This is a genomic window from Gordonia sp. SGD-V-85 (assembly GCF_001456905.1).
Classification (GTDB): Bacteria; Actinomycetota; Actinomycetes; order Mycobacteriales; family Mycobacteriaceae; genus Gordonia; species Gordonia hongkongensis.
On sequence record NZ_LNQO01000002.1, the window covers coordinates 372,838 to 391,172 of the forward strand.

Annotated in this window: 21 protein-coding genes; 19 read left to right on the forward strand and 2 right to left on the reverse strand. The window is 68.7% G+C overall.

Going from position 1 to position 18,335, the window contains the following annotated elements; translation table 11 throughout:
• Positions 1-20 precede the first annotated feature (20 nt).
• A complete protein-coding gene (locus tag AS181_RS03810) occupies positions 21-620 on the reverse strand; it encodes a recombinase family protein (protein WP_058250254.1) in 600 nt (199 codons plus the stop codon).
• 246 nt (positions 621-866) lie between these two features.
• Here AS181_RS03810 and AS181_RS03815 point away from each other — a divergent pair, with 246 nt between their 5' ends.
• Positions 867-1,166 carry a hypothetical protein gene (locus tag AS181_RS03815; RefSeq protein ID WP_058250320.1) on the forward strand — a complete coding sequence of 100 codons (300 nt, stop codon included), beginning with the start codon at positions 867-869 and terminating at the stop codon, positions 1,164-1,166.
• Positions 1,167-1,209: 43 nt separating this feature from the next.
• Here AS181_RS03815 and AS181_RS03820 read toward each other — a convergent pair whose 3' ends face one another.
• On the reverse strand, positions 1,210-1,749 hold the full coding sequence (locus AS181_RS03820) for a hypothetical protein (RefSeq protein WP_058250255.1): 540 nt from the start codon (positions 1,747-1,749) through the stop codon (positions 1,210-1,212).
• A gap of 148 nt (positions 1,750-1,897) precedes the next feature.
• Here AS181_RS03820 and AS181_RS03825 point away from each other — a divergent pair, with 148 nt between their 5' ends.
• The 18 genes from AS181_RS03825 (at position 1,898) to ruvB (ending at position 18,333) form a co-directional block, all read left to right on the forward strand.
• The gene (locus AS181_RS03825) at positions 1,898-3,295 is read left to right on the forward strand and encodes a glycosyltransferase 87 family protein (RefSeq protein WP_231742243.1); all 1,398 of its coding nucleotides are present in this window, start codon (positions 1,898-1,900) and stop codon (positions 3,293-3,295) included.
• Between the two features lie 77 nt (positions 3,296-3,372).
• Complete coding sequence (locus AS181_RS03830) at positions 3,373-3,873, forward strand: TIGR02611 family protein (RefSeq protein WP_082652851.1); 501 nt, start codon at positions 3,373-3,375, stop codon at positions 3,871-3,873.
• A gap of 120 nt (positions 3,874-3,993) precedes the next feature.
• On the forward strand, positions 3,994-6,090 hold the full coding sequence (thrS, locus tag AS181_RS03835) for a threonine--tRNA ligase (protein WP_058250256.1): 2,097 nt from the start codon (positions 3,994-3,996) through the stop codon (positions 6,088-6,090).
• Entirely contained in the window at positions 6,083-6,646 is a 564-nt protein-coding gene (locus AS181_RS03840) for an HIT family protein (protein WP_058250257.1), read from the forward strand. The genes thrS and AS181_RS03840 overlap by 8 nt, the downstream gene beginning before the upstream one ends.
• A 111-nt stretch (positions 6,647-6,757) precedes the next feature.
• Entirely contained in the window at positions 6,758-7,477 is a 720-nt protein-coding gene (gene pgsA, locus AS181_RS03845; RefSeq protein ID WP_058250258.1) for a phosphatidylinositol phosphate synthase, read from the forward strand.
• Positions 7,474-8,397: a phosphatidylinositol mannoside acyltransferase gene (locus tag AS181_RS03850; RefSeq protein ID WP_058250259.1), complete on the forward strand. Its 924-nt coding sequence runs from the start codon at positions 7,474-7,476 to the stop codon at positions 8,395-8,397. The genes pgsA and AS181_RS03850 overlap by 4 nt, the downstream gene beginning before the upstream one ends.
• 19 nt (positions 8,398-8,416) lie before the next feature.
• The gene (locus AS181_RS03855) at positions 8,417-9,541 is read left to right on the forward strand and encodes a glycosyltransferase family 4 protein (RefSeq protein WP_058250260.1); all 1,125 of its coding nucleotides are present in this window, start codon (positions 8,417-8,419) and stop codon (positions 9,539-9,541) included.
• Positions 9,541-10,086, forward strand: coding sequence for an NUDIX hydrolase (locus AS181_RS03860; RefSeq protein ID WP_058250261.1), 546 nt, complete (start codon positions 9,541-9,543; stop codon positions 10,084-10,086). Before AS181_RS03855 ends, AS181_RS03860 begins: the two co-directional genes overlap by 1 nt.
• 96 nt (positions 10,087-10,182) lie before the next feature.
• Entirely contained in the window at positions 10,183-11,094 is a 912-nt protein-coding gene (gene pdxS, locus AS181_RS03865) for a pyridoxal 5'-phosphate synthase lyase subunit PdxS (protein WP_058250262.1), read from the forward strand.
• 131 nt (positions 11,095-11,225) lie between these two features.
• On the forward strand, positions 11,226-12,092 hold the full coding sequence (locus tag AS181_RS03870; protein ID WP_058250263.1) for a PP2C family protein-serine/threonine phosphatase: 867 nt from the start codon (positions 11,226-11,228) through the stop codon (positions 12,090-12,092).
• Between the two features lie 11 nt (positions 12,093-12,103).
• Positions 12,104-12,874, forward strand: coding sequence for an FHA domain-containing protein (locus AS181_RS03875; RefSeq protein WP_058250264.1), 771 nt, complete (start codon positions 12,104-12,106; stop codon positions 12,872-12,874).
• Between the two features lie 170 nt (positions 12,875-13,044).
• The gene (locus tag AS181_RS03880; RefSeq protein WP_058250265.1) at positions 13,045-13,536 is read left to right on the forward strand and encodes a helix-turn-helix transcriptional regulator; all 492 of its coding nucleotides are present in this window, start codon (positions 13,045-13,047) and stop codon (positions 13,534-13,536) included.
• A gap of 63 nt (positions 13,537-13,599) precedes the next feature.
• Complete coding sequence (locus AS181_RS03885; RefSeq protein ID WP_058250266.1) at positions 13,600-14,454, forward strand: acyl-CoA thioesterase; 855 nt, start codon at positions 13,600-13,602, stop codon at positions 14,452-14,454.
• Positions 14,451-15,071, forward strand: a complete 621-nt coding sequence (gene pdxT, locus AS181_RS03890; RefSeq protein ID WP_058250267.1) for a pyridoxal 5'-phosphate synthase glutaminase subunit PdxT — start codon at positions 14,451-14,453, stop codon at positions 15,069-15,071. The genes AS181_RS03885 and pdxT overlap by 4 nt, the downstream gene beginning before the upstream one ends.
• Positions 15,072-15,227: 156 nt before the next feature.
• The gene (locus tag AS181_RS03895) at positions 15,228-15,983 is read left to right on the forward strand and encodes a YebC/PmpR family DNA-binding transcriptional regulator (protein WP_058250268.1); all 756 of its coding nucleotides are present in this window, start codon (positions 15,228-15,230) and stop codon (positions 15,981-15,983) included.
• Positions 15,984-16,084: 101 nt separating this feature from the next.
• The gene (gene ruvC / locus AS181_RS03900) at positions 16,085-16,654 is read left to right on the forward strand and encodes a crossover junction endodeoxyribonuclease RuvC (RefSeq protein ID WP_058250269.1); all 570 of its coding nucleotides are present in this window, start codon (positions 16,085-16,087) and stop codon (positions 16,652-16,654) included.
• Positions 16,651-17,244: a Holliday junction branch migration protein RuvA gene (gene ruvA / locus AS181_RS03905; RefSeq protein WP_058250270.1), complete on the forward strand. Its 594-nt coding sequence runs from the start codon at positions 16,651-16,653 to the stop codon at positions 17,242-17,244. Before ruvC ends, ruvA begins: the two co-directional genes overlap by 4 nt.
• On the forward strand, positions 17,245-18,333 hold the full coding sequence (gene ruvB / locus AS181_RS03910; protein WP_058250271.1) for a Holliday junction branch migration DNA helicase RuvB: 1,089 nt from the start codon (positions 17,245-17,247) through the stop codon (positions 18,331-18,333). It begins immediately after the preceding gene.
• Positions 18,334-18,335 lie beyond the last annotated feature (2 nt).

Below are 18,335 nucleotides of genomic sequence, written 5' to 3' on the forward strand. Positions count from 1 at the left end.
CGCATGAAGTACGGGAAGTACTAGATCTGGGCCTCAGTCGTGGCCGGTGTCGAGCTGAGCGCGCGGTCTCGTGCGTTGTAGATCGTCGAGCGGTTCACGCTGTAGTCGCGTGCCAGCGCGGCTGCCGACTCGCCCTCGTCGAGACGTCGGGCTACCTCTGTGGCCTGCTCGTCGTGCAGCGAGGGCTTGCGGCCCTTGTACTTGCCTGCGGCCTTGGCGACGGCGATGCCCTCGCGCTGGCGCTCGACGATTAGCGAGCGCTCGAACTGGGCCACCGCTCCCATGACCTGCATCATGAGGACCGCGCACGGGTCTGCATCGTCGCCGGTGAAGGTGATGTCCTCCTTGACGAACTGCACGGTGACGCCGCGCTCGGTGAGGTCGTCGACGACCTGCAGCAGATCGCGCAGCGAGCGCGCGAGACGGTCCATCGAGTGCACCACGAGCGTGTCGCCCTCGCGGACGTAGTCGAGGCACGCGCTCAGCTGAGGCCGCTTCGTGTCCTTGCCCGACGCGTGGTCGGTGAACGTTCTGTCGAGCTGCAGCCCGTCGAGCTGTCGTGCTGTGTTCTGGTCGAGCGTGCTCACTCGCACGTATCCGACTGTCTGTCCGTTGCCCATATCCGTTGCCTCCGTGTCGCTTTAGGGTCTAAGACTTAGACTACGAAGGGGTTGAACAAAGGGCTACCGGCTCTAGGTCGACGCACAACGGCGACCGTGGAGGGGTTGTGTTGGGGCGTAACCTACTTCGACCCACCGGGCTCGGACTGCTGTGTCTCGCTGCCGGTCTCGCTGCTCACAGCCTCTCGACGTCGTGCGACCGCGAGCCATTCGCTGAAGCGACTCATCACCGGAATCCTCGTCACGATGGCTTTGAGCGGAGGACTGCTAGCGGGTGCCGGCGGGGCGTCGGCGGCACCGTCTTCGGTTCAGCGCGAAGGCGGACCCTGTTATCAGCACGAGTACGGCATGGACTCTGCCGACGGCACGCTGTACTGCTCGCCGGAGGGCGATGGGTTCTGGCGCAGCTACGCAGTAACCAGTGCGCCCAAGGTCCGAATCGGCACACCCTGCCCGAAGCTCGGTGCTCGCGCGATGGTCTACCAGACCGACGGCATCGCCACCTGCCGCCAGTCGAGCAGCGCCGGTTTGCGGTGGCAGTGGTAATCGCCGCACCAGCGTTTCGTCCGTTCGGCATCACCGACCTGCGTCAGTATGGACTGCATCCCTGAACGAACACGGGCCGGTATGGCTGTCCCGCAACCGCATCGACGTCGTCGAGAGCCCGGGCCAGCACGACGACCGCGGCGTCCGCGGACCGCTGCAACGGCGCGGCGAGGAGCGCGTAACCGTGTCGCATCGTCACCGTGGCGACGATGCGCGCCTGCCAGGCCGGCGCGTCGGCCGGCGGTGACTGGATGCCGTCGAGAACGCGGCAGGTCGACCGCTGCGCGAGCTCCTCACCGTCGGTCCCGGTCGAGAGGTCGACGAGTATGTCGACGACTCGCCGCTGGTCGGGTCGGAGCGCAGTGTCGTCGGGGAGTGGCCAGGGGTCGAGCCGCGGGCGCACGTCCTCGGACGTGGTCTCGAGTGCGATGTGGATCGGTGGAACCGGACCGTCGGCGGTGCTCGACGAGGTGTCGCGCGTCATCGCGACCGGCTCGATGCCTTCCCCGACGCATGTGACGGTCAGCGTCGACGATGCCGCGATGACCAGTACGACTCCGAGGGTTGCTCGTAGTGATGACATGGTGTCGTCCCCAAGGTGATCTCGTCACCCACCGAGGACAACGGTAGTCCGGCACGGACCGTCGCGATCCAGCTGTCCACCGAACAACCGACCACGCCCCACGGCGTTGCGCGTGATGCAGCTCACAGACAGGGCGTACGCTCGCCGCGTGGCCGCGAAGACTGCCGTCGAATCGCCGGAGTCGTCTCGTTCTGTGCCCGCACGGATCCCGATGGCGGCGATCGTCGTGGCGGCCGTCGTCGCGGTCGGGGTGATCGCCTGGCACATCGCGGCGTTCCCGATCACCAACCCGTTCTACGGGCTCTTCGAGAACGCCACTGATGCCCGCGTCTATCGCGCGGGCGCGGCCACCGTGCTCGACGCGGGTCCGCTGTACGACGCACCCGTCCTGTGGCGTCTGCACTTCACCTATCCGCCGTTCGCTGCGGTCGTGTTCGTCCCGCTGGCTCTGCTCACCGAGGCCGTCGCCAACATCGTCTGGTGGACAATCGGTTTCGCCGCGCTCACCGGCGTGATCGGGATGTGCCTACGGAGCCTGCACTACCGGCCCGGTGGTCGCCTGATCACGTTTGCCGCCCTACTAGCGATCTCGTCGACCGCCCTCGAACCGATCCGCACCACCACCTGGCTCGGACAGGTCAACTTCCTGGTGATGACCCTGATCCTCGTCGACCTGGTGTTCCTCTCGACGACATCGCGGTGGCGCGGAGTCGCCATCGGCATCGCCGCCGGGATCAAACTGACACCGCTGTTCGCCGTCGTCTACCTGTTGGTGACCCGCCAGTGGCGCGCGGCAGCCACGGCGCTGGCGACGTTCGCGGCGACCGTGATGATCGGATTCCTCGCCGTCCCCGCCGACTCGTGGGCCTACTGGACCCGCCACCTCACGGACACCGAACGCATCGGCCGGGCCGACTCGCCGGCCAACCAGTCGGTGCGCGGATTCGTGTCGCAGATGTTGTCCCACTTCGACATCGGGCGGTTCGCCGAGCCTGCACCCGGCGGGCCCGTCTTCGTCGCGCCGACGTGGCTGTGGCTCCCGCTCGCGCTGGTCGTCGCCGCGCTCGGACTGCTCGCCGCGGTGGTTGCCCACCGCGACGGTCGCGACCTCCTCGCGGCCACGATCGTCGGGATGACGATGTGTGCGGTCTCACCCTTCGCGTGGGGACATCACTGGGTCTGGTGCGTGCCGCTGTTCGTCGTCGCGCTGGATCTGGCGATGCGGCGGGGGAGTACGGCTCGCACGTGGTGGTACTGGCTCGCGCCGGCCGGCGTGGCGACGCTGACGTTCACCTGGTGGCGGCACTGGTGGGACAGCGGGCCGTACCTCACCTCCGACCACGCCATCGCGTTGGGGCTTTTCATGATGCCGCGAAACGGTGACGACTCCGTCGTGGGCGATCTGCTCGTCGTGCTGTATTCGGGCTGCTATCCGCTGCTTCTCGCGGTCACCGTGTCCGCGACTCTGATCGACGGCGCGCGGCGGAGGCGACGGCGCCGCTCGACCACCCTGCCGACGCCGGAGGCCCACACCTGCATCGCGTAGCCTGGACGTCACTTTCCAGGCCGAGACGAACACCGGGCCGAAGTGCGCAGCGGGCCGAATGAACGAGGTGGGAGACGATGCCGACACAGGGGGCGAGCGAGTCCGGAGTGAACGAGACGTCCACACCGAGCGGCGCGCGGACGTCGGCCGACGCGGACCGCGGGTCTCTCCGGCATCGCCTGCGCATCCGCGCACGCCATCGTCGCTACGTCGTGCGCAGCAACCCGAAGTGGCACGGCATGTACCGCATCGCGGTCGGGACCATCGGCACGATCGTCCTGCTGTGCGGAATCGTCGCGATCCCGTACCCGGGCCCGGGCTGGCTCATCGTGTTCCTCGGACTGGGCATCCTGGCGTCCGAGTTCGACTGGGCGCACCGGTTGCTGAAGTTCGCGCGGGCGAAATACGACGCCTGGATGGACTGGATCGGTCGGCAACACTGGTCGGTACAGGCCGTCTTCTGGCTCGCAACCTGTGCCATCGTCATCGCCACCCTGTGGGTTCTCGGCGCGCTCAACACCGTCGCCGGGTGGGTCGGCCTCGACTACGGCTGGCTGGCGAGTCCCATCTTCGGCTGATCTCCGACGCCGCAAGGTAGGGGTGCACTCCACGACGACCCGTCGCGGATACCATCAGAGTCGCAAACGTCCGACCCGGACGCGTCTTCGCGTGTCCGCCCCAACCCGAGGAGCGCCCCCGTGCCCGACGACGTCCAGGTGACCAGCCCCGCCACGATCCGTGTGCCGGCTGGGACGACCGCGGGCACCGCACTGCGCGAGGCCGAGCTGCCCAACAAGGGCCCGGAGGCCATCGTCGTCGTCCGTGACGCGGGCGGGGACCTCCGCGACCTGTCGTGGGCACCTGACGCCGATACCGATGTCGAACCGGTCGCCGCGAACACCGAGGCCGGCCGCAGCGTGATCCGGCACTCCACCGCACACGTTCTCGCGCAGGCGGTCCAGGAGCTGTTCCCCGAGGCCAAGCTCGGCATCGGCCCGCCGATCAAGGACGGCTTCTACTACGACTTCGACGTCGCCGAACCCTTCACCCCCGAGGACATCACCGCCCTCGAGAAGAAGATGAAGCAGATCATCAAGTCGGGTCAGCGGTTCTCGCGGCGGGTGTACGAGTCGAAGGACGAGGCCCGCGCCGAACTGGCCGGCGAGCCGTTCAAACTCGAACTCATCGACGACAAGGGCGCGGCCGACGACGCCGAGGTGATGGAGGTCGGCGGCGGGGAACTGTCGGTCTACGACAACCTCAATCCGCGCACCGGAGAACGCATCTGGTGCGACCTGTGCCGCGGACCGCACGTCCCGACCACCAAGTACATCGCGGCCTTCAAGCTGACCCGCAGCTCGGCGGCGTACTGGCGCGGCGATCAGGCCAACGCCGGTCTGCAGCGCGTGTACGGCACCGCGTGGGAATCGTCGGAGGCGCTGGACGCACACCTGGAGATGCTCGCCGAGGCCGAGAAGCGCGATCACCGAAAGCTCGGCGCCGAACTCGACCTGTTCAGCTTCCCCGACGAGCTCGGCTCGGGACTCCCGGTCTTCCACCCGAAGGGCGGCATCATCAAGCGCGAGATGGAGGACTACGTCCGCGCGAAGCACATCGAGAACGGCTTCCAGTACGTCGGCACCCCGCACATCTCGAAGGAACATCTGTTCCACCTGTCTGGCCATCTGCCGTACTACGCCGACGGCATGTTCCCGCCGATCCACGTCGACGAGGAACGCAACGAGGCAGGGGAGATCACCCGCCAGGGGCAGGACTACTACCTCAAGGCAATGAACTGCCCGATGCACAATCTGATCTTCCGGTCGCGCGGACGGTCGTACCGTGAACTGCCGCTGCGGCTCTTCGAGTTCGGTCACGTCTACCGCTACGAGAAGTCGGGCGTCGTGCACGGTCTGACCCGCGTCCGCGGGTTCGCCCAGGACGATTCGCACAGCTATGTGACGCCGGAACAGGCCAAGGACGAGATCAAGCATCTGCTCGATTTCATCCTCGGGCTGCTGCGCGACTTCGGCCTCGACGAGTTCTACCTCGAGCTGTCCACCCGTGACGACTCGCCGAAGTTCATCGGTTCCGCGGAGCAGTGGGCCGCCGCGACCGCCATCCTCGAAGAGGTGTGCGTCGAATCAGGTCTCGACCTCGTGCCCGACCCGGGTGGTGCCGCCTACTACGGACCGAAGGTCTCGGTTCAGGCGAAGGACGCGATCGGGCGTACCTGGCAGATGTCGACCATCCAGTACGACTTCAACCAGCCGGCCGGATTCGACCTCGAATACACCGCCGCCGATGGCACCAAGCAGCAGCCGGTGATGATCCACTCGGCGAAGTTCGGCTCCATCGAGCGGTTCTTCGGCGTGCTCACCGAGCACTACGCGGGCGCGTTCCCGGCGTGGCTCGCACCGGTCCAGGTGGTCGGCATCCCGGTCGCGGAGGCGTTCGAGGGACACCTATTTGATGTGGTGGCCGACCTTCTCGCCGCCGGTGTCCGCGCCGAGGTCGACGCCTCCGACGACCGGATGCAGAAGAAGATCCGCAACCACACCACCGGCAAGGTGCCGTTCATGTTGCTGGCCGGCGAACGCGACGTCGAGGCCGGGGCGGTGAGCTTCCGGTTCCGCGACGGCACACAGGTCAACGGCGTACCGGTCGCCGATGCGGTGTCGGTGATCGTCGAGTGGGTCCGGAGCAGGCGCAACGAGTCGCCCACCAAGGAGTTGGTCGAGGCCGCGCTCGGCGAGGTGGAGACGGTCGTGGTGGCGGGGGCGCTCGATGAGTGACGCCGCGTTCGGTGAGGCGCCCGGCGAGATCCGAGACGAGGGTGTCGGTGTGGCGGATCGCCTGCAACGGCTGTGGAGTCCCCACCGGATGACCTACATCGCCGACCCGCAACCGGCCGAGAAGACGGGGCACCCGTTCCTCGACATCCCGACCATGAGCGATGAGGACGGTCTCATCGTGGCGCGTGGTGACACCGTCTACGCGGTGCTGAACCTGTACCCCTACAACCCGGGGCACACCATGGTGGTGCCGTACCGGCAGGTCGCCGACCTCGAGGATCTGACCGCCGCGGAGTCCGCGGAACTGATGGCGTTCACGCAGCGGATGATCCGCACGATCAAGGCGGTGTCGAACCCCAACGCGTTCAACGTGGGTCTGAATCTCGGCTACGCGGCCGGCGGTTCGTTGTCCGAGCACCTCCACCAGCACATCGTGCCGCGATGGATGGGCGACGCGAACTTCATCACCATCGTCGGCGAGACGAAGGTCATGCCGCAGTTGCTCCGGGACACTCGCGGACTGCTGGCCACCGCCTGGCAACGGCTGGACGACTGACCCCGCTGTGAGCGATCGGGTGCCGGTGCGATCAGGTGAGGCGATGTCAGACGAGAGCGATCGGGAAGCGCTGAGCCACGACGCGGCGCGAGATGGGGGAGGAACTCGGCGATGCTGAGCATTCTGGGTCGGGCATCGGTCTCGAAGGTGACCCTCCCGATGGGTCGGGCGCTCCTGCGGACCGGGCTGACGCCGGACTCGGTGACGGTGATCGGCACGCTGGCCGGCGTCGCAGCCGCCCTCACGCTGTTCCCGATGGGGGAGCTGTTCTGGGGCACGCTGGTCATCTGGCTGTTCGTGATGTTCGACATGCTCGACGGCGCGATGGCCCGTGCCCGGGGCGGCGGCACGCGATTCGGCGCCGTTCTCGACGCGACCTGTGACCGCGTCGCCGACGGCGCCATCTTCGCCGGCCTCGCCTGGTGGTGCGCGGTCACCGAACCCCACGACCTGCTCCTCGTCGCGACCCTCATCTGTCTGGTGACCTCCCAGGTCATCTCGTATGCCAAGGCCCGCGCGGAGGCGAGCGGCCTGTACGGCGACGGCGGTCTCATCGAGCGGCCCGACCGGCTGATCATCGTGCTCGTCGGCGCCGGTCTCACGGGTCTCGGCCTGTGGTGGGCCATCCACGTCGCGATGTGGTTCCTCGCGGTCGCCAGTGTCATCACCGTCGGGCAGCGGATGTGGTCGATCGCGCAGTCGCCGGGTGCGCGGGACCTCATCCCCATCGCCTCGGAACCCGCAGACACCGGGCCCTCAGACACCGAGAACGGCGATGCCGAACCCTCGTCCGGCTCGGACGGTCAGACCCCGCCCGCGGGACAGCGATGACCGATCTCGGCGCGATGGCCGCCGATCTCGGGTACCGGGCCGGCTGGGCCGCCGTTCGCTGGGCTCCGGAACGCGCCGCGCGGGGTCTGTTCGACCGTGCCGGCAGCTACGCGGGTCGTCGTGGCGGTGGCCCGGACCAGTTGCGCCACAACCTGGCCCGTGTCCTGGGCGTGGAACCCGCGCAGGTGCCCGACGACCTCGTCGCCGACGCCATGCGCTCCTACGCCCGGTACTGGTGCGAGGCGTTCCGCCTGCCGACGCAGGATCGTGCGACCGTCACGTCCACCGTCACGCTCCCCGACGAGGACCGGGCCCGACTGGACGCCGCGCTGGCGAGGGGCAAGGGAGTCATCCTGGCGCTGCCGCACACCGGCAACTGGGACATGGCCGGTGTCTGGCTGGTCCACCATTACGGCAGGTTCGCGACGGTCGCGGAACGCCTGAAGCCGGAGTCACTGTTCAACCGGTTCGTCGCCTACCGGGAATCGCTCGGCTTCGAGATCTTCCCGCTGAGCGGTGGCGAGCAACCCCCGTTCGGGCAGCTGGCCGACCGGCTCCGCGCCGGCGGCATCGTGTGCCTGCTCGGCGAACGCGACATCGCCCGGCACGGGGTGCCGGTGACCTTCTTCGGCGAGCGAACCCGCATGCCGGCGGGGTCCGCACGGCTGGCGATGGAGACCGGTGCCGCGCTGATGCCCGTCCATCACTGGTTCGAGGAGGCGCCGTACTCCCGGATGTGTTGCGGGGAGCAGATCGACGTCTCCGGTGGGATCGAAACGGCCACCCAGGCCCTCGCCGACGCCTTCGCGGTCAATATCGCCGCGCATCCGGCGGACTGGCACATGCTGCAGCCGCTCTGGGAGAGCGACTGGACCGACCGTCAGCGCGGTCGCGTGGAGCAGGACGGGACGCCGACATGACGACGACCAGGGGAGTGCTATGCGAATCGGAATGATCTGCCCTTACTCGTTCGACGTGCCCGGGGGTGTACAGGCCCACGTCACCGAACTCGCCGACGTCTTCCTCGACCGGGGCCACGAGGTCAGCGTGCTCGCCCCGGCCGGCCGCGACACCGAACTGCCGGACTACGTCGTCCGGGCGGGGCCCGCGCTGGCGATCCCGTACAACGGCTCGGTCTCCCGGGTGAATTTCAGTCCCAAGGGCTACCTGCGCTTGCGTCGCTGGGTCGCCGAGAACGGATTCGACGTCCTGCACGTCCACGAACCGAATTCGCCGAGCATCTCGATGCTGTCGTTGATGGTGGCCTCCGGGCCCATCGTCACCACCTTCCACACCGCCACCTCGAAATCGTTGTGGCTGAGCGTGTTCCAGGGAATCCTACGGCCGTATCACGAACGGATCGCGGGCAAGATCGCCGTCTCCGAGCTCGCGCGTCGCTGGCAGATGGAGTCACTCGGCTCCGATGCCGTCGAGATCCCGAACGGCATCAACGTCGCGTCCTTCGCCGACGCCGAGCCTCTCGAGGGGTATCCGCACCCGGGTGGAACGATTCTGTTCCTCGGCCGTTTCGACGAACCGCGCAAGGGCATCGATGTGCTCATGCGTGCGCTGCCCGCGGTCGTGGAGAGGTTCCCGTACGTGCGGGTCCTGGTCGTCGGCGGCGGCAACCAGGCGGCGCTGCGGCGGCGGGCGGGTCCACTCGCCGAACACCTGGTGTTCCTGGGGCAGGTCGACGACGCGACCAAGGCGCGGGCGCTGGCCTCCGCCGACGTCTACTGCGCGCCCAACCTCGGCGGCGAGAGCTTCGGCATCGTCCTGGTCGAGGCGATGGCGGCCGGGGCGGCGGTGATCGCCAGCTCCCTGAACGCCTTCCGGCGGGTGCTCGACGACGGCCGGGCCGGGCGACTCGTCGAGACGGGTTCCCCCGATCAACTCGCCGCCGGCCTCGTCGAACTCCTCGCCGACCCGGAGGCGCGCGGCGACCTCGTCGCCGCCGGACGTATTCGGGCCGACAAGTACGACTGGTCGCGGGTGGCCGACCAGATCCTCCGGGTCTACGACACCGTCACCGTGGGAGCCGGTCCGGTCGTGGTGTCGGACTGATGGCCACCTGGATCGTCCTCGGCGTGGTGGCCGTGCTGCTCGTGGCGGGATGGGCCTACCACACGGCCAACCGCCTCGACCGGCTCAACGTCCGCGTCGATCTCGCCCGCCAGGCGCTCGAATCGAACCTCGACCGGCGCGCGGTGGTCGTGCGTGCGGTGTCAGCGGAGATGATCGCCGGCGACGGCGCCGCGAACTCCCGCACGTCCGTCGACGACGGCGTCGCCGCCCAGGCGCGAGAGCTCGCCACGCTGGCCGATCGCGCCGAGCGGGCCGCGCCGTCGGCACGTGAGGACGCCGAGAACGCGCTGTCGGCCGCACTGGCGCGCACCGACCCGAATCGTCGGTCCGCGGCCCTCGTCGTCGAACTCGCCGACGCCGAGACGCGGGTGATGATGGCGCGTCGGTTCTACAACGACGCCGTGCGTGACACCAGGGCCCTCGCGCAACGACGGCCCGTTCGATGGCTGCGGCTCGGCGGCCACGCGGCACCCCCGGAGTACTTCGAGATCATCGAGCGCGTCACCCCAGGCCAGGCGGACTGATCCCTCGTCGGGGGCCCTCGGCCCCTCACCTAGACTGGTGGGCATACCGCCGCCGCGAACGCGGCAGGTCGGGACTGCGACACGAGGAGATCTTCAGTGAGTCACAACGGCGCGACCGTTCCCGAGGTCGGCCAGGGCACGGCCCGGGTCAAGCGCGGCATGGCGGAGATGCTCAAGGGCGGCGTGATCATGGACGTCGTGACCCCCGAGCAGGCGAAGATCGCCGAGGATGCCGGCGCGGTGGCCGTCATGGCTCTGGAGCGGGTGCCCGCCGACATCCGTGCCCAGGGTGGGGTGTCGCGGATGAGCGATCCCGACATGATCGACGGCATCATCGCCGCCGTCTCGATCCCGGTGATGGCCAAGGCCCGCATCGGCCATTTCGTCGAGGCGCAGATCCTGCAGAGCCTCGGGGTGGACTACGTCGACGAATCCGAGGTCCTGACCCCGGCCGACTACAGCAACCACATCGACAAGTGGGCCTTCACCGTGCCGTTCGTGTGCGGTGCGACCAATCTCGGTGAGGCCTTGCGCCGGATCACCGAGGGCGCGGCCATGATCCGCTCGAAGGGCGAGGCCGGCACCGGCGACGTGTCGAACGCGACGACCCACATGCGCAAGATCCGCGACGAGATCCGGCGTCTGACCTCGTTGCCGAAGGACGAACTGTACGTGGCCGCAAAGGAATTGCAAGCTCCCTACGAGCTGGTGGTCGAGGTGGCCGAGGCCGGCAAGCTGCCGGTCACGCTGTTCACCGCGGGCGGGATCGCCACCCCGGCCGACGCCGCGATGATGATGCAGCTCGGCGCCGAGGGTGTGTTCGTCGGATCGGGGATCTTCAAGTCGGGCAACCCGGCACAGCGGGCCGCGGCGATCGTGCAGGCGACCACGTTCCACGACGATCCCGACGTGCTGGCGAAGGTCTCGCGCGGCCTTGGTGAGGCGATGGTCGGCATCAACGTCGACGACATCCCGCAGCCGCACCGCCTCGCCGAGCGCGGCTGGTGACCGCTTCGTCCGAATCGTAGGTGGTCAGACCGACCGCCGGCCGCCGCGGCGCCCCGTCTCAACACGCCGGAGACCGAACAGTCGACATGCGTGGCGGGTCAGGGGCTTCGCGGCGGTAGTATCTGCTGATCATGGATGCGGCGACCATCGTTCGAGACGCTTCGGTCTCGGGCACACACATCGTGGGTGAATTGCGGCTCGAGTGGTCCGCCGCGTGCAATGTGGGGCGAGTCCGGGAGACGAACGAGGACGCGGCACTCGCGCTGCCGGGGATGTACCTGCTCGCCGACGGCATGGGCGGGCACGACAGCGGCGAACTGGCCAGCGAGGCCGCACTGCTCACCTTGTCGGAGGCCACCAGCGCGGGTGAACTCAAGGCGACCCAACTGCAACTCGACGATCTGTTGCTCGCCGCCCAGCGGCGCATCGGCGAGATCGACACCGAGACCGAGCGACGCGCGGGTACCACCGCCACCGGCATCGTGCTCGTCACCCACGAGCAGAGCCCGCACTGGCTGGTGCTCAACATCGGCGACTCGCGGACCTATCGCTTCCAGAACGGGTCGCTCAACCAGCTCACCACCGATCACTCGCAGGTCCAGGAATTCATCGACGCCGGATTCCTCACGCCCGAGCAGGCCCGAACCGACCCGCGCCGCAACGTGATCACGCGTGCGCTCGGCGCGGGCATGGTCGACCCGGTCGCCGATTACTCGAGTACGCCGGCATTCCCGGGGGATGTGCTGCTGCTGTGTACCGACGGTCTGACCGGGGAGCTGCCCGACGAGGAGATCGGTGACATCCTGCGCAATGCGGAGGACTCCCGGCAGGCGGCCGAACGGCTCGTCGACGCCGCCCTGGCGCTCGGCGCGCACGACAACGTCACCGTCATCGTCGTGAGTGTCCACGAGTCGGTGCCGACCCTCACGATGCCCGCGCTCGACGACTCGGCGCAGGGAGAGGCCGCCGGAGCTGCTCCGGCCCCCGACCCGAGCTGATCGGAGGACTGATGACCACGGGTCAGGACCGGGCCGAGACATCCCCGGCAGAGTCCGGCGACGCCGCGCTGGACGCCGGGGCGACCTACGTCGAATACTGCGGCGAGCGCATCGCGCTCGACGCCGACCGACGGTTCTTCATCGGCCGCGAAGCGGATCTGTCCATCGACGACAACCCCTATCTTCATCGCCGATTCCTGGTGATACACAACGAGAACGGGCTCTGGTGGCTCACCAATCTCGGCACGCACCTGTCGGCGAGCGTCTCGGCGGGCGACGTCGGGTTCTCGGCGACCCTGGGCCCCGGTGCGCGGATGCCGCTCGTCTTCGGTGAGACGACCATCGTGTTCACCGCCGGCCCGACGACCTACGAGCTGAGTCTGTTCGCCCGCGCACCGCAGGTGAAGTCGGTGACGCGGCCGGAATACAGCGGCGGGCACACGACGCAGGGCGTGCCGACGCTTACCGAGAGCCAGAAACTGCTCATCATCGTGCTGGCCGAGGAGATCCTGCGGCGTGAGGGGACCGGCTCGAGTGCCATCCCGTCGTCGGCGCAGGCGGCGCGCCGGCTGGGCTGGCCGCTGACCAAGTTCAATCGCAAACTCGACAACGTCTGCGACAAACTCGATCAACTCGGGGTGAGCGGAATGCGCGGTGGGGGCGGAAAACTCGCGAGCAACCGCCGGACCAAACTGGTGGAGTACGCGGTGTCGTCACGCATCGTCACGCGAGAAGATCTCCCCCTCATCGACGCCGAGGCGGCCCGAAACGCGGCCGACTGAGTCAGCCGCCGCGTCTGCACGTCGCTGACCTGCGGTTTCACCGTGGGTAGTTCTCCCCACGGGTAGGGGAGTTCTCCCCATCGACCACCCGGGCCGCAGCCCATAATCTTCATCTCATCGCCGGGAGAACCCGGAAGACCACCGGTTGAATGAGTGAAGAGGAAGCACACATGACTGCGATCGCCCATCAGGCCCCCCAGCACCTGCGCTCGGTCAGCGCTCGTCGTGACGCGGAGGCCATCGCCCGCCGGAAGGAAGCCCTGGCGCGTCTGGCGGCTCGCCGGATGCCGTTGCCCGGCCACCAGATCCAGACGCCGCGCGCGGGTCAGCCGCTCGGCCTGGGCCATCGTCCGGGACACCCCCACCTGCACCGTGCGGTCGCCGTTCCCGCGCTCACCGAGGTCCCCGAGGTCGCGGAGGCCACGGCCGACCGGGCCAAGCCGAATCTCACCTCGCGCGAGGTCGAGGTCCTGCGCACCTGGATGCTCGTCGACTCCAAACCCGCTGTGGCCCAGGAGCTCTACATTTCGCTCGGTACGGTCAACACCCACCTCACCCGGATCCGGGCCAAGTACGCCGAGATCGGCCGTCCCGCCCCGACGAAGGCATCGCTGGTCGCCCGGGCCATCCAGGACGGGATCATGACCCTCGACGAACTCTGATCGCCGGCCGCGCTTCGGCGGGCAGGGGAGTGCCCACCGGCGCCGTGCGCGATACTGGTCTGCGTGGCAGCCATCGAGGACATACTCCAGGTCGAACAGATCGAGACCGACATCTACCGCGGCGGTGCGTTCCCGAGTCACCTGCAGCGCACCTTCGGCGGCCAGGTCGCCGGTCAGGCCCTGATGTCGGCGACCCGCACGGTGTCCGACGAGTTCGACGTCCATTCCCTCCACGGTTACTTCCTGCGTCCCGGTGACCCGGATCGTCCGGCGGTGTTCCTCGTCGACCGCATACGCGACGGACGGTCGTTCGTCACCCGGCGGGTGACCGGCATCCAGAACGGCGAGGCCATCTTCACCATGTCGGCGTCGTTCCACGTGCGCACCGACCAGGGCTACGAGCACCAGGACCGGATGCCGCCGGCCCCGCAACCGGACGAGCTCACCGACCGCCTCGACGAGCTGGCCGAGGAAGAGCGCGCGGTGTTCAAGGAGTGGCGCAACTTCGATCTGCGCATCGTGCCCCCGGAGAAGATGGTCACATCGTCGTATTTCGCTGCGCAACAACGAGTCTGGTTCCGCTACCGCCATCGGCTGCCCGACGACACCGTCTTCCACGTCGGCACGCTGGCCTACATGAGCGACATGACCCTGCTCGGGTCCTCGCGTGTGCCCCACCCCGAATCCAATCCGCAGGTCGCCTCGCTCGACCATGCGATGTGGTTCATGCGGCCGTTCCGCGCGGACGACTGGCTCCTCTACGACCAGACGTCGCCGTCGGCGGGCGGTGGTCGCGCCCTGACCCAGGGACGGATCTTCGATCGACAGGGCCGCCTGGTCGCGGCGGTCACCCAGGAGGGGCTGGCGCGCACCGGCCGCGTGATGCCCGACGACCAGCACGCCCGGACCGATCGGTGAGCGAAGGGAACCGGCCGCGGATCGGGGTTCTGGCACTGCAGGGCGATGTGCGCGAGCACGTCTTCGCGCTCGAGGCGGCCGGCGCCGACGCCGTGGCGGTGCGACGCCCGGCCGAACTCGACGAGGTCGACGGAATCGTCATCCCCGGCGGTGAATCGACGACGATGAGCAAACTGCTCGGCATCTTCGACCTGTTCGACCCGCTGGTGGACAAGCTGTCCGACGGCCTCCCGGCGTACGGGTCGTGCGCGGGCATGATCATGCTCGCCTCCACGATCCTCGACACCCGGCCCGACGCACGGCATCTGGACGCCCTCGATGTCACGGTGCGGCGCAACGCATTCGGGCGTCAGGTGGAGAGTTTCGAGACCGACCTGGAGTTCACCGGGATCACCGACGCCGAGGGCGCCGCGCCGATGCGCGCGGTGTTCATCCGGGCGCCGTGGGTCGAGTCCGTCGCCCCGGAGGTCGAGGTCCTGGCGCGTGTTCCCGGCGGCCCGGCGGCCGGGCGGATCGTCGCGGTGCGTCAGGGGAACGTGCTCGCGACGTCGTTCCACCCGGAGGTGACCGGCGACCGGCGCGTACATGAATACTTCGTGGAGATGGTGCGTCGGTAAGATCGTGCCGAACCAGCGGTAGACCACGAGCCCGGCACGCCGGGAACAACCCAACAGGGCGCACCACCAACAGGGCGACCGGATACAGGTAGAAGTGCGCCGGATGCGGGCCACGGCCCGCCGCACGTGCCGGCGCCGGGAAAGGAATCGACGGACATGAGCGGCCACTCCAAATGGGCCACCACCAAGCACAAGAAGGCGGCCATCGACGCCAAGCGCGGCAAGATGTTCGCCAAGCTCATCAAGAACATCGAGGTGGCGGCGCGGACCGGCGGCGGTGACCCGGCGGGTAACCCCACACTGTTCGACGCGATCCAGAAGGCGAAGAAGTCCTCGGTCCCCAACGACAACATCGAACGCGCACGCAAGCGCGGCGGTGGTGAAGAGGCCGGCGGCGCGGACTGGCAGACCATCATGTACGAGGGCTACGGGCCCAACGGCGTCGCCGTGCTCATCGAATGCCTCACCGACAACCGCAACCGTGCGGCCGGCGAGGTCCGGACCGCGATGACGCGCAACGGCGGCAACATGGCCGACCCGGGTTCGGTCTCCTACCTGTTCACCCGCAAGGGCGTGGTGACGCTGGAGAAGAACGGACAGACCGAGGACGACGTCCTGATGGCCGTGCTCGACGCGGGCGCCGAAGAGGTCACCGATCTCGGCGAGTCCTTCGAGATCGTCAGCGAGCCAAGCGATCTCATCGCCGTCCGCAGCGCGCTGCAGGAGGCCGGGATCGACTACGACTCCGCCGAGGCCAGCTTCCGCGCGTCGGTCGAGGTCGCGGTGGACGCCGACGGCGCACGCAAGGTGTTCAAGCTGATCGACGCCCTCGAGGACTCCGACGACGTCCAGAACGTCTACAGCAACGTCGACATCAGCGACGAGGTCCTCGCCGAACTCGAGAACGACTGACAGCCGCCGCCTCTCCGGTGTGTTGATCACCGGACTTGTCCGTCCTCCCCGATAAGATCTCGAACAACTGTTCGCAGATCACCATGCCTGGGAGGGTACGAGTGCGCGTCATGGGCGTCGATCCGGGTCTGACCCGGTGCGGTATCGCGCTGGTCGAGTCGGGTCGGGGGCGGACGGTGACCGCCCTCGACGTGGACGTCGTGCGCACCCCCAGTGACATGGAACTCGCCGAGCGGTTGCTCGCGATCTACACCTCCGCGTGTCACTGGCTCGATGTTCACCAGCCCGACGTGGTGGCCATCGAGCGGGTCTTCGCGCAGAACCAGGTGTCCACGGCCATGGGGACCGCGCAGGCCGGCGGCGTCATCGCGCTCGCGGCGTCCCAGCGCGACGTACCGGTGCGCTTTCACACCCCGTCGGAGGTGAAGGCGGCGGTGACCGGCAGCGGACGGGCCGACAAGTCTCAGGTCACCGCGATGGTCACCCGGATTCTCGGCATGCAGACCAAGCCGCGTCCCGCCGACGCCGCGGATGCGCTCGCGCTCGCGATCTGTCACTGCTGGCGCGGACCCATGATGGAGCGGATGGCAGCCGCACAGAAGCAGGCCGACGCCGCCGCGGCCCGGCACCGCGCGCGGGTGGCCCAGGCACGAGAGGGGAGTCGCGCATGATCGCGTCAGTCCGCGGACCGGTGCTCGAGATCGCGCTCGACCACGCCGTGATCGACTGCGGGGGAGTGGGATACCGCGTGCTGGCGACGCCCGCGACGCTGTCCCGGCTGCGCCGCGGTGACGAGGCGACGCTGCTGACCTCGATGATCGTCCGCGAGGACTCGATGACGCTCTACGGCTTCACCGAACCCGACGCCCGTGCGCTGTTCGCGCTGCTGCAGACGGTCACCGGCGTCGGCCCGAGACTCGCGATGGCGACCCTCGCAGTCCTCGAGCCGGATGCGTTGCGACGCGCGCTCGCCGAATCCGACACCAAGTCACTGACCTCGGTACCCGGCATCGGCAAACGCGTGGCCGAACGGCTGTGCGTCGAACTGCGGGACAAGGTGGACCGGCCCACGGGAGAGGCGTCGACCGGTGTGACCGTCGTCGGCGGTATTCGCGAGCAGGTCGCCGAGGCGCTCGTCGGGCTCGGGTTCACCGCGGGCCCCGCGGAGAAGGCGGTCACGACGGTACTCGCCGAGAATCCCGACGCCGATGCGTCCACCGCGCTGCGTCACTCGCTGTCACTGCTCGGCAAGGCGTCGTAGATGGGCGGCGATCCGGACGACGTCGACGATCGGGACGTGAGCGCGATGCCGGTGCGCTCCGACGGCGACCTCGACGCCGGTCTCCGTCCCCGGTCACTCGCTGATTTCATCGGCCAGCCGCGGGTCTGCGAACAGCTCGAACTGGTCCTGCACGGGGCCAAGGGCCGCGGTGGCACCCCCGACCACATCCTGCTGTCGGGACCGCCCGGGCTCGGCAAGACGTCGCTGGCCATGATCATCGCCTCGGAGATGGGCGCCGCCATCCGGGTGACCTCCGGTCCGGCACTCGAGCGGGCCGGCGACCTCGCGGCCATGCTGTCGAACCTCGTCGAGGGCGACGTGCTGTTCATCGACGAGATCCATCGCATCGCGCGCCCGGCCGAGGAGATGCTGTACCTCGCGATGGAGGACTTCCGCGTCGACGTCGTGGTCGGCAAGGGCCCGGGAGCGACCTCGATCCCGCTCGACGTCGCACCCTTCACGCTGGTCGGGGCGACAACACGGTCGGGGTCGCTGACGGGCCCGCTGCGCGACCGGTTCGGGTTCACCGCGCACATGGAGTTCTACGAGCCCGACGAACTCGTCCGGGTGCTGCACCGCTCGGCCGGGATCCTGGGCATGGAACTCCGCGGCGACGCCTCGGGCGAGATCGCGCGCCGGTCGCGGGGCACGCCCCGCATCGCGAACCGGCTGCTCCGCCGGGTCCGCGACTACGCCGAGGTGAGGGGAGACGGGTCGATCACCGTGGACGTCGCCCGCGCGGCGCTCGCGGTCTACGACGTCGACGAACTCGGCTTCGACCGTCTGGACCGGGCGGTCCTCGACGCCCTGATCCGCGCCTTCGGCGGGGGGCCGGTCGGGGTGTCCACGCTGGCCGTGGCCGTCGGCGAGGAACCGGCGACCGTGGAGGAGGTCTGCGAGCCGTTCCTTGTGCGCGCGGGCATGATCGCGCGGACGCCGCGCGGGCGGGTGGCCACCGCCGCCGCCTGGCATCACCTCGGACTCACCCCGCCCGCCGGTGCGATGAACGCCACCTTCGGGGTGCGTCCCCGTGACGTGGCGGCCGACACGCTGTTCGACGACCTCTAGCC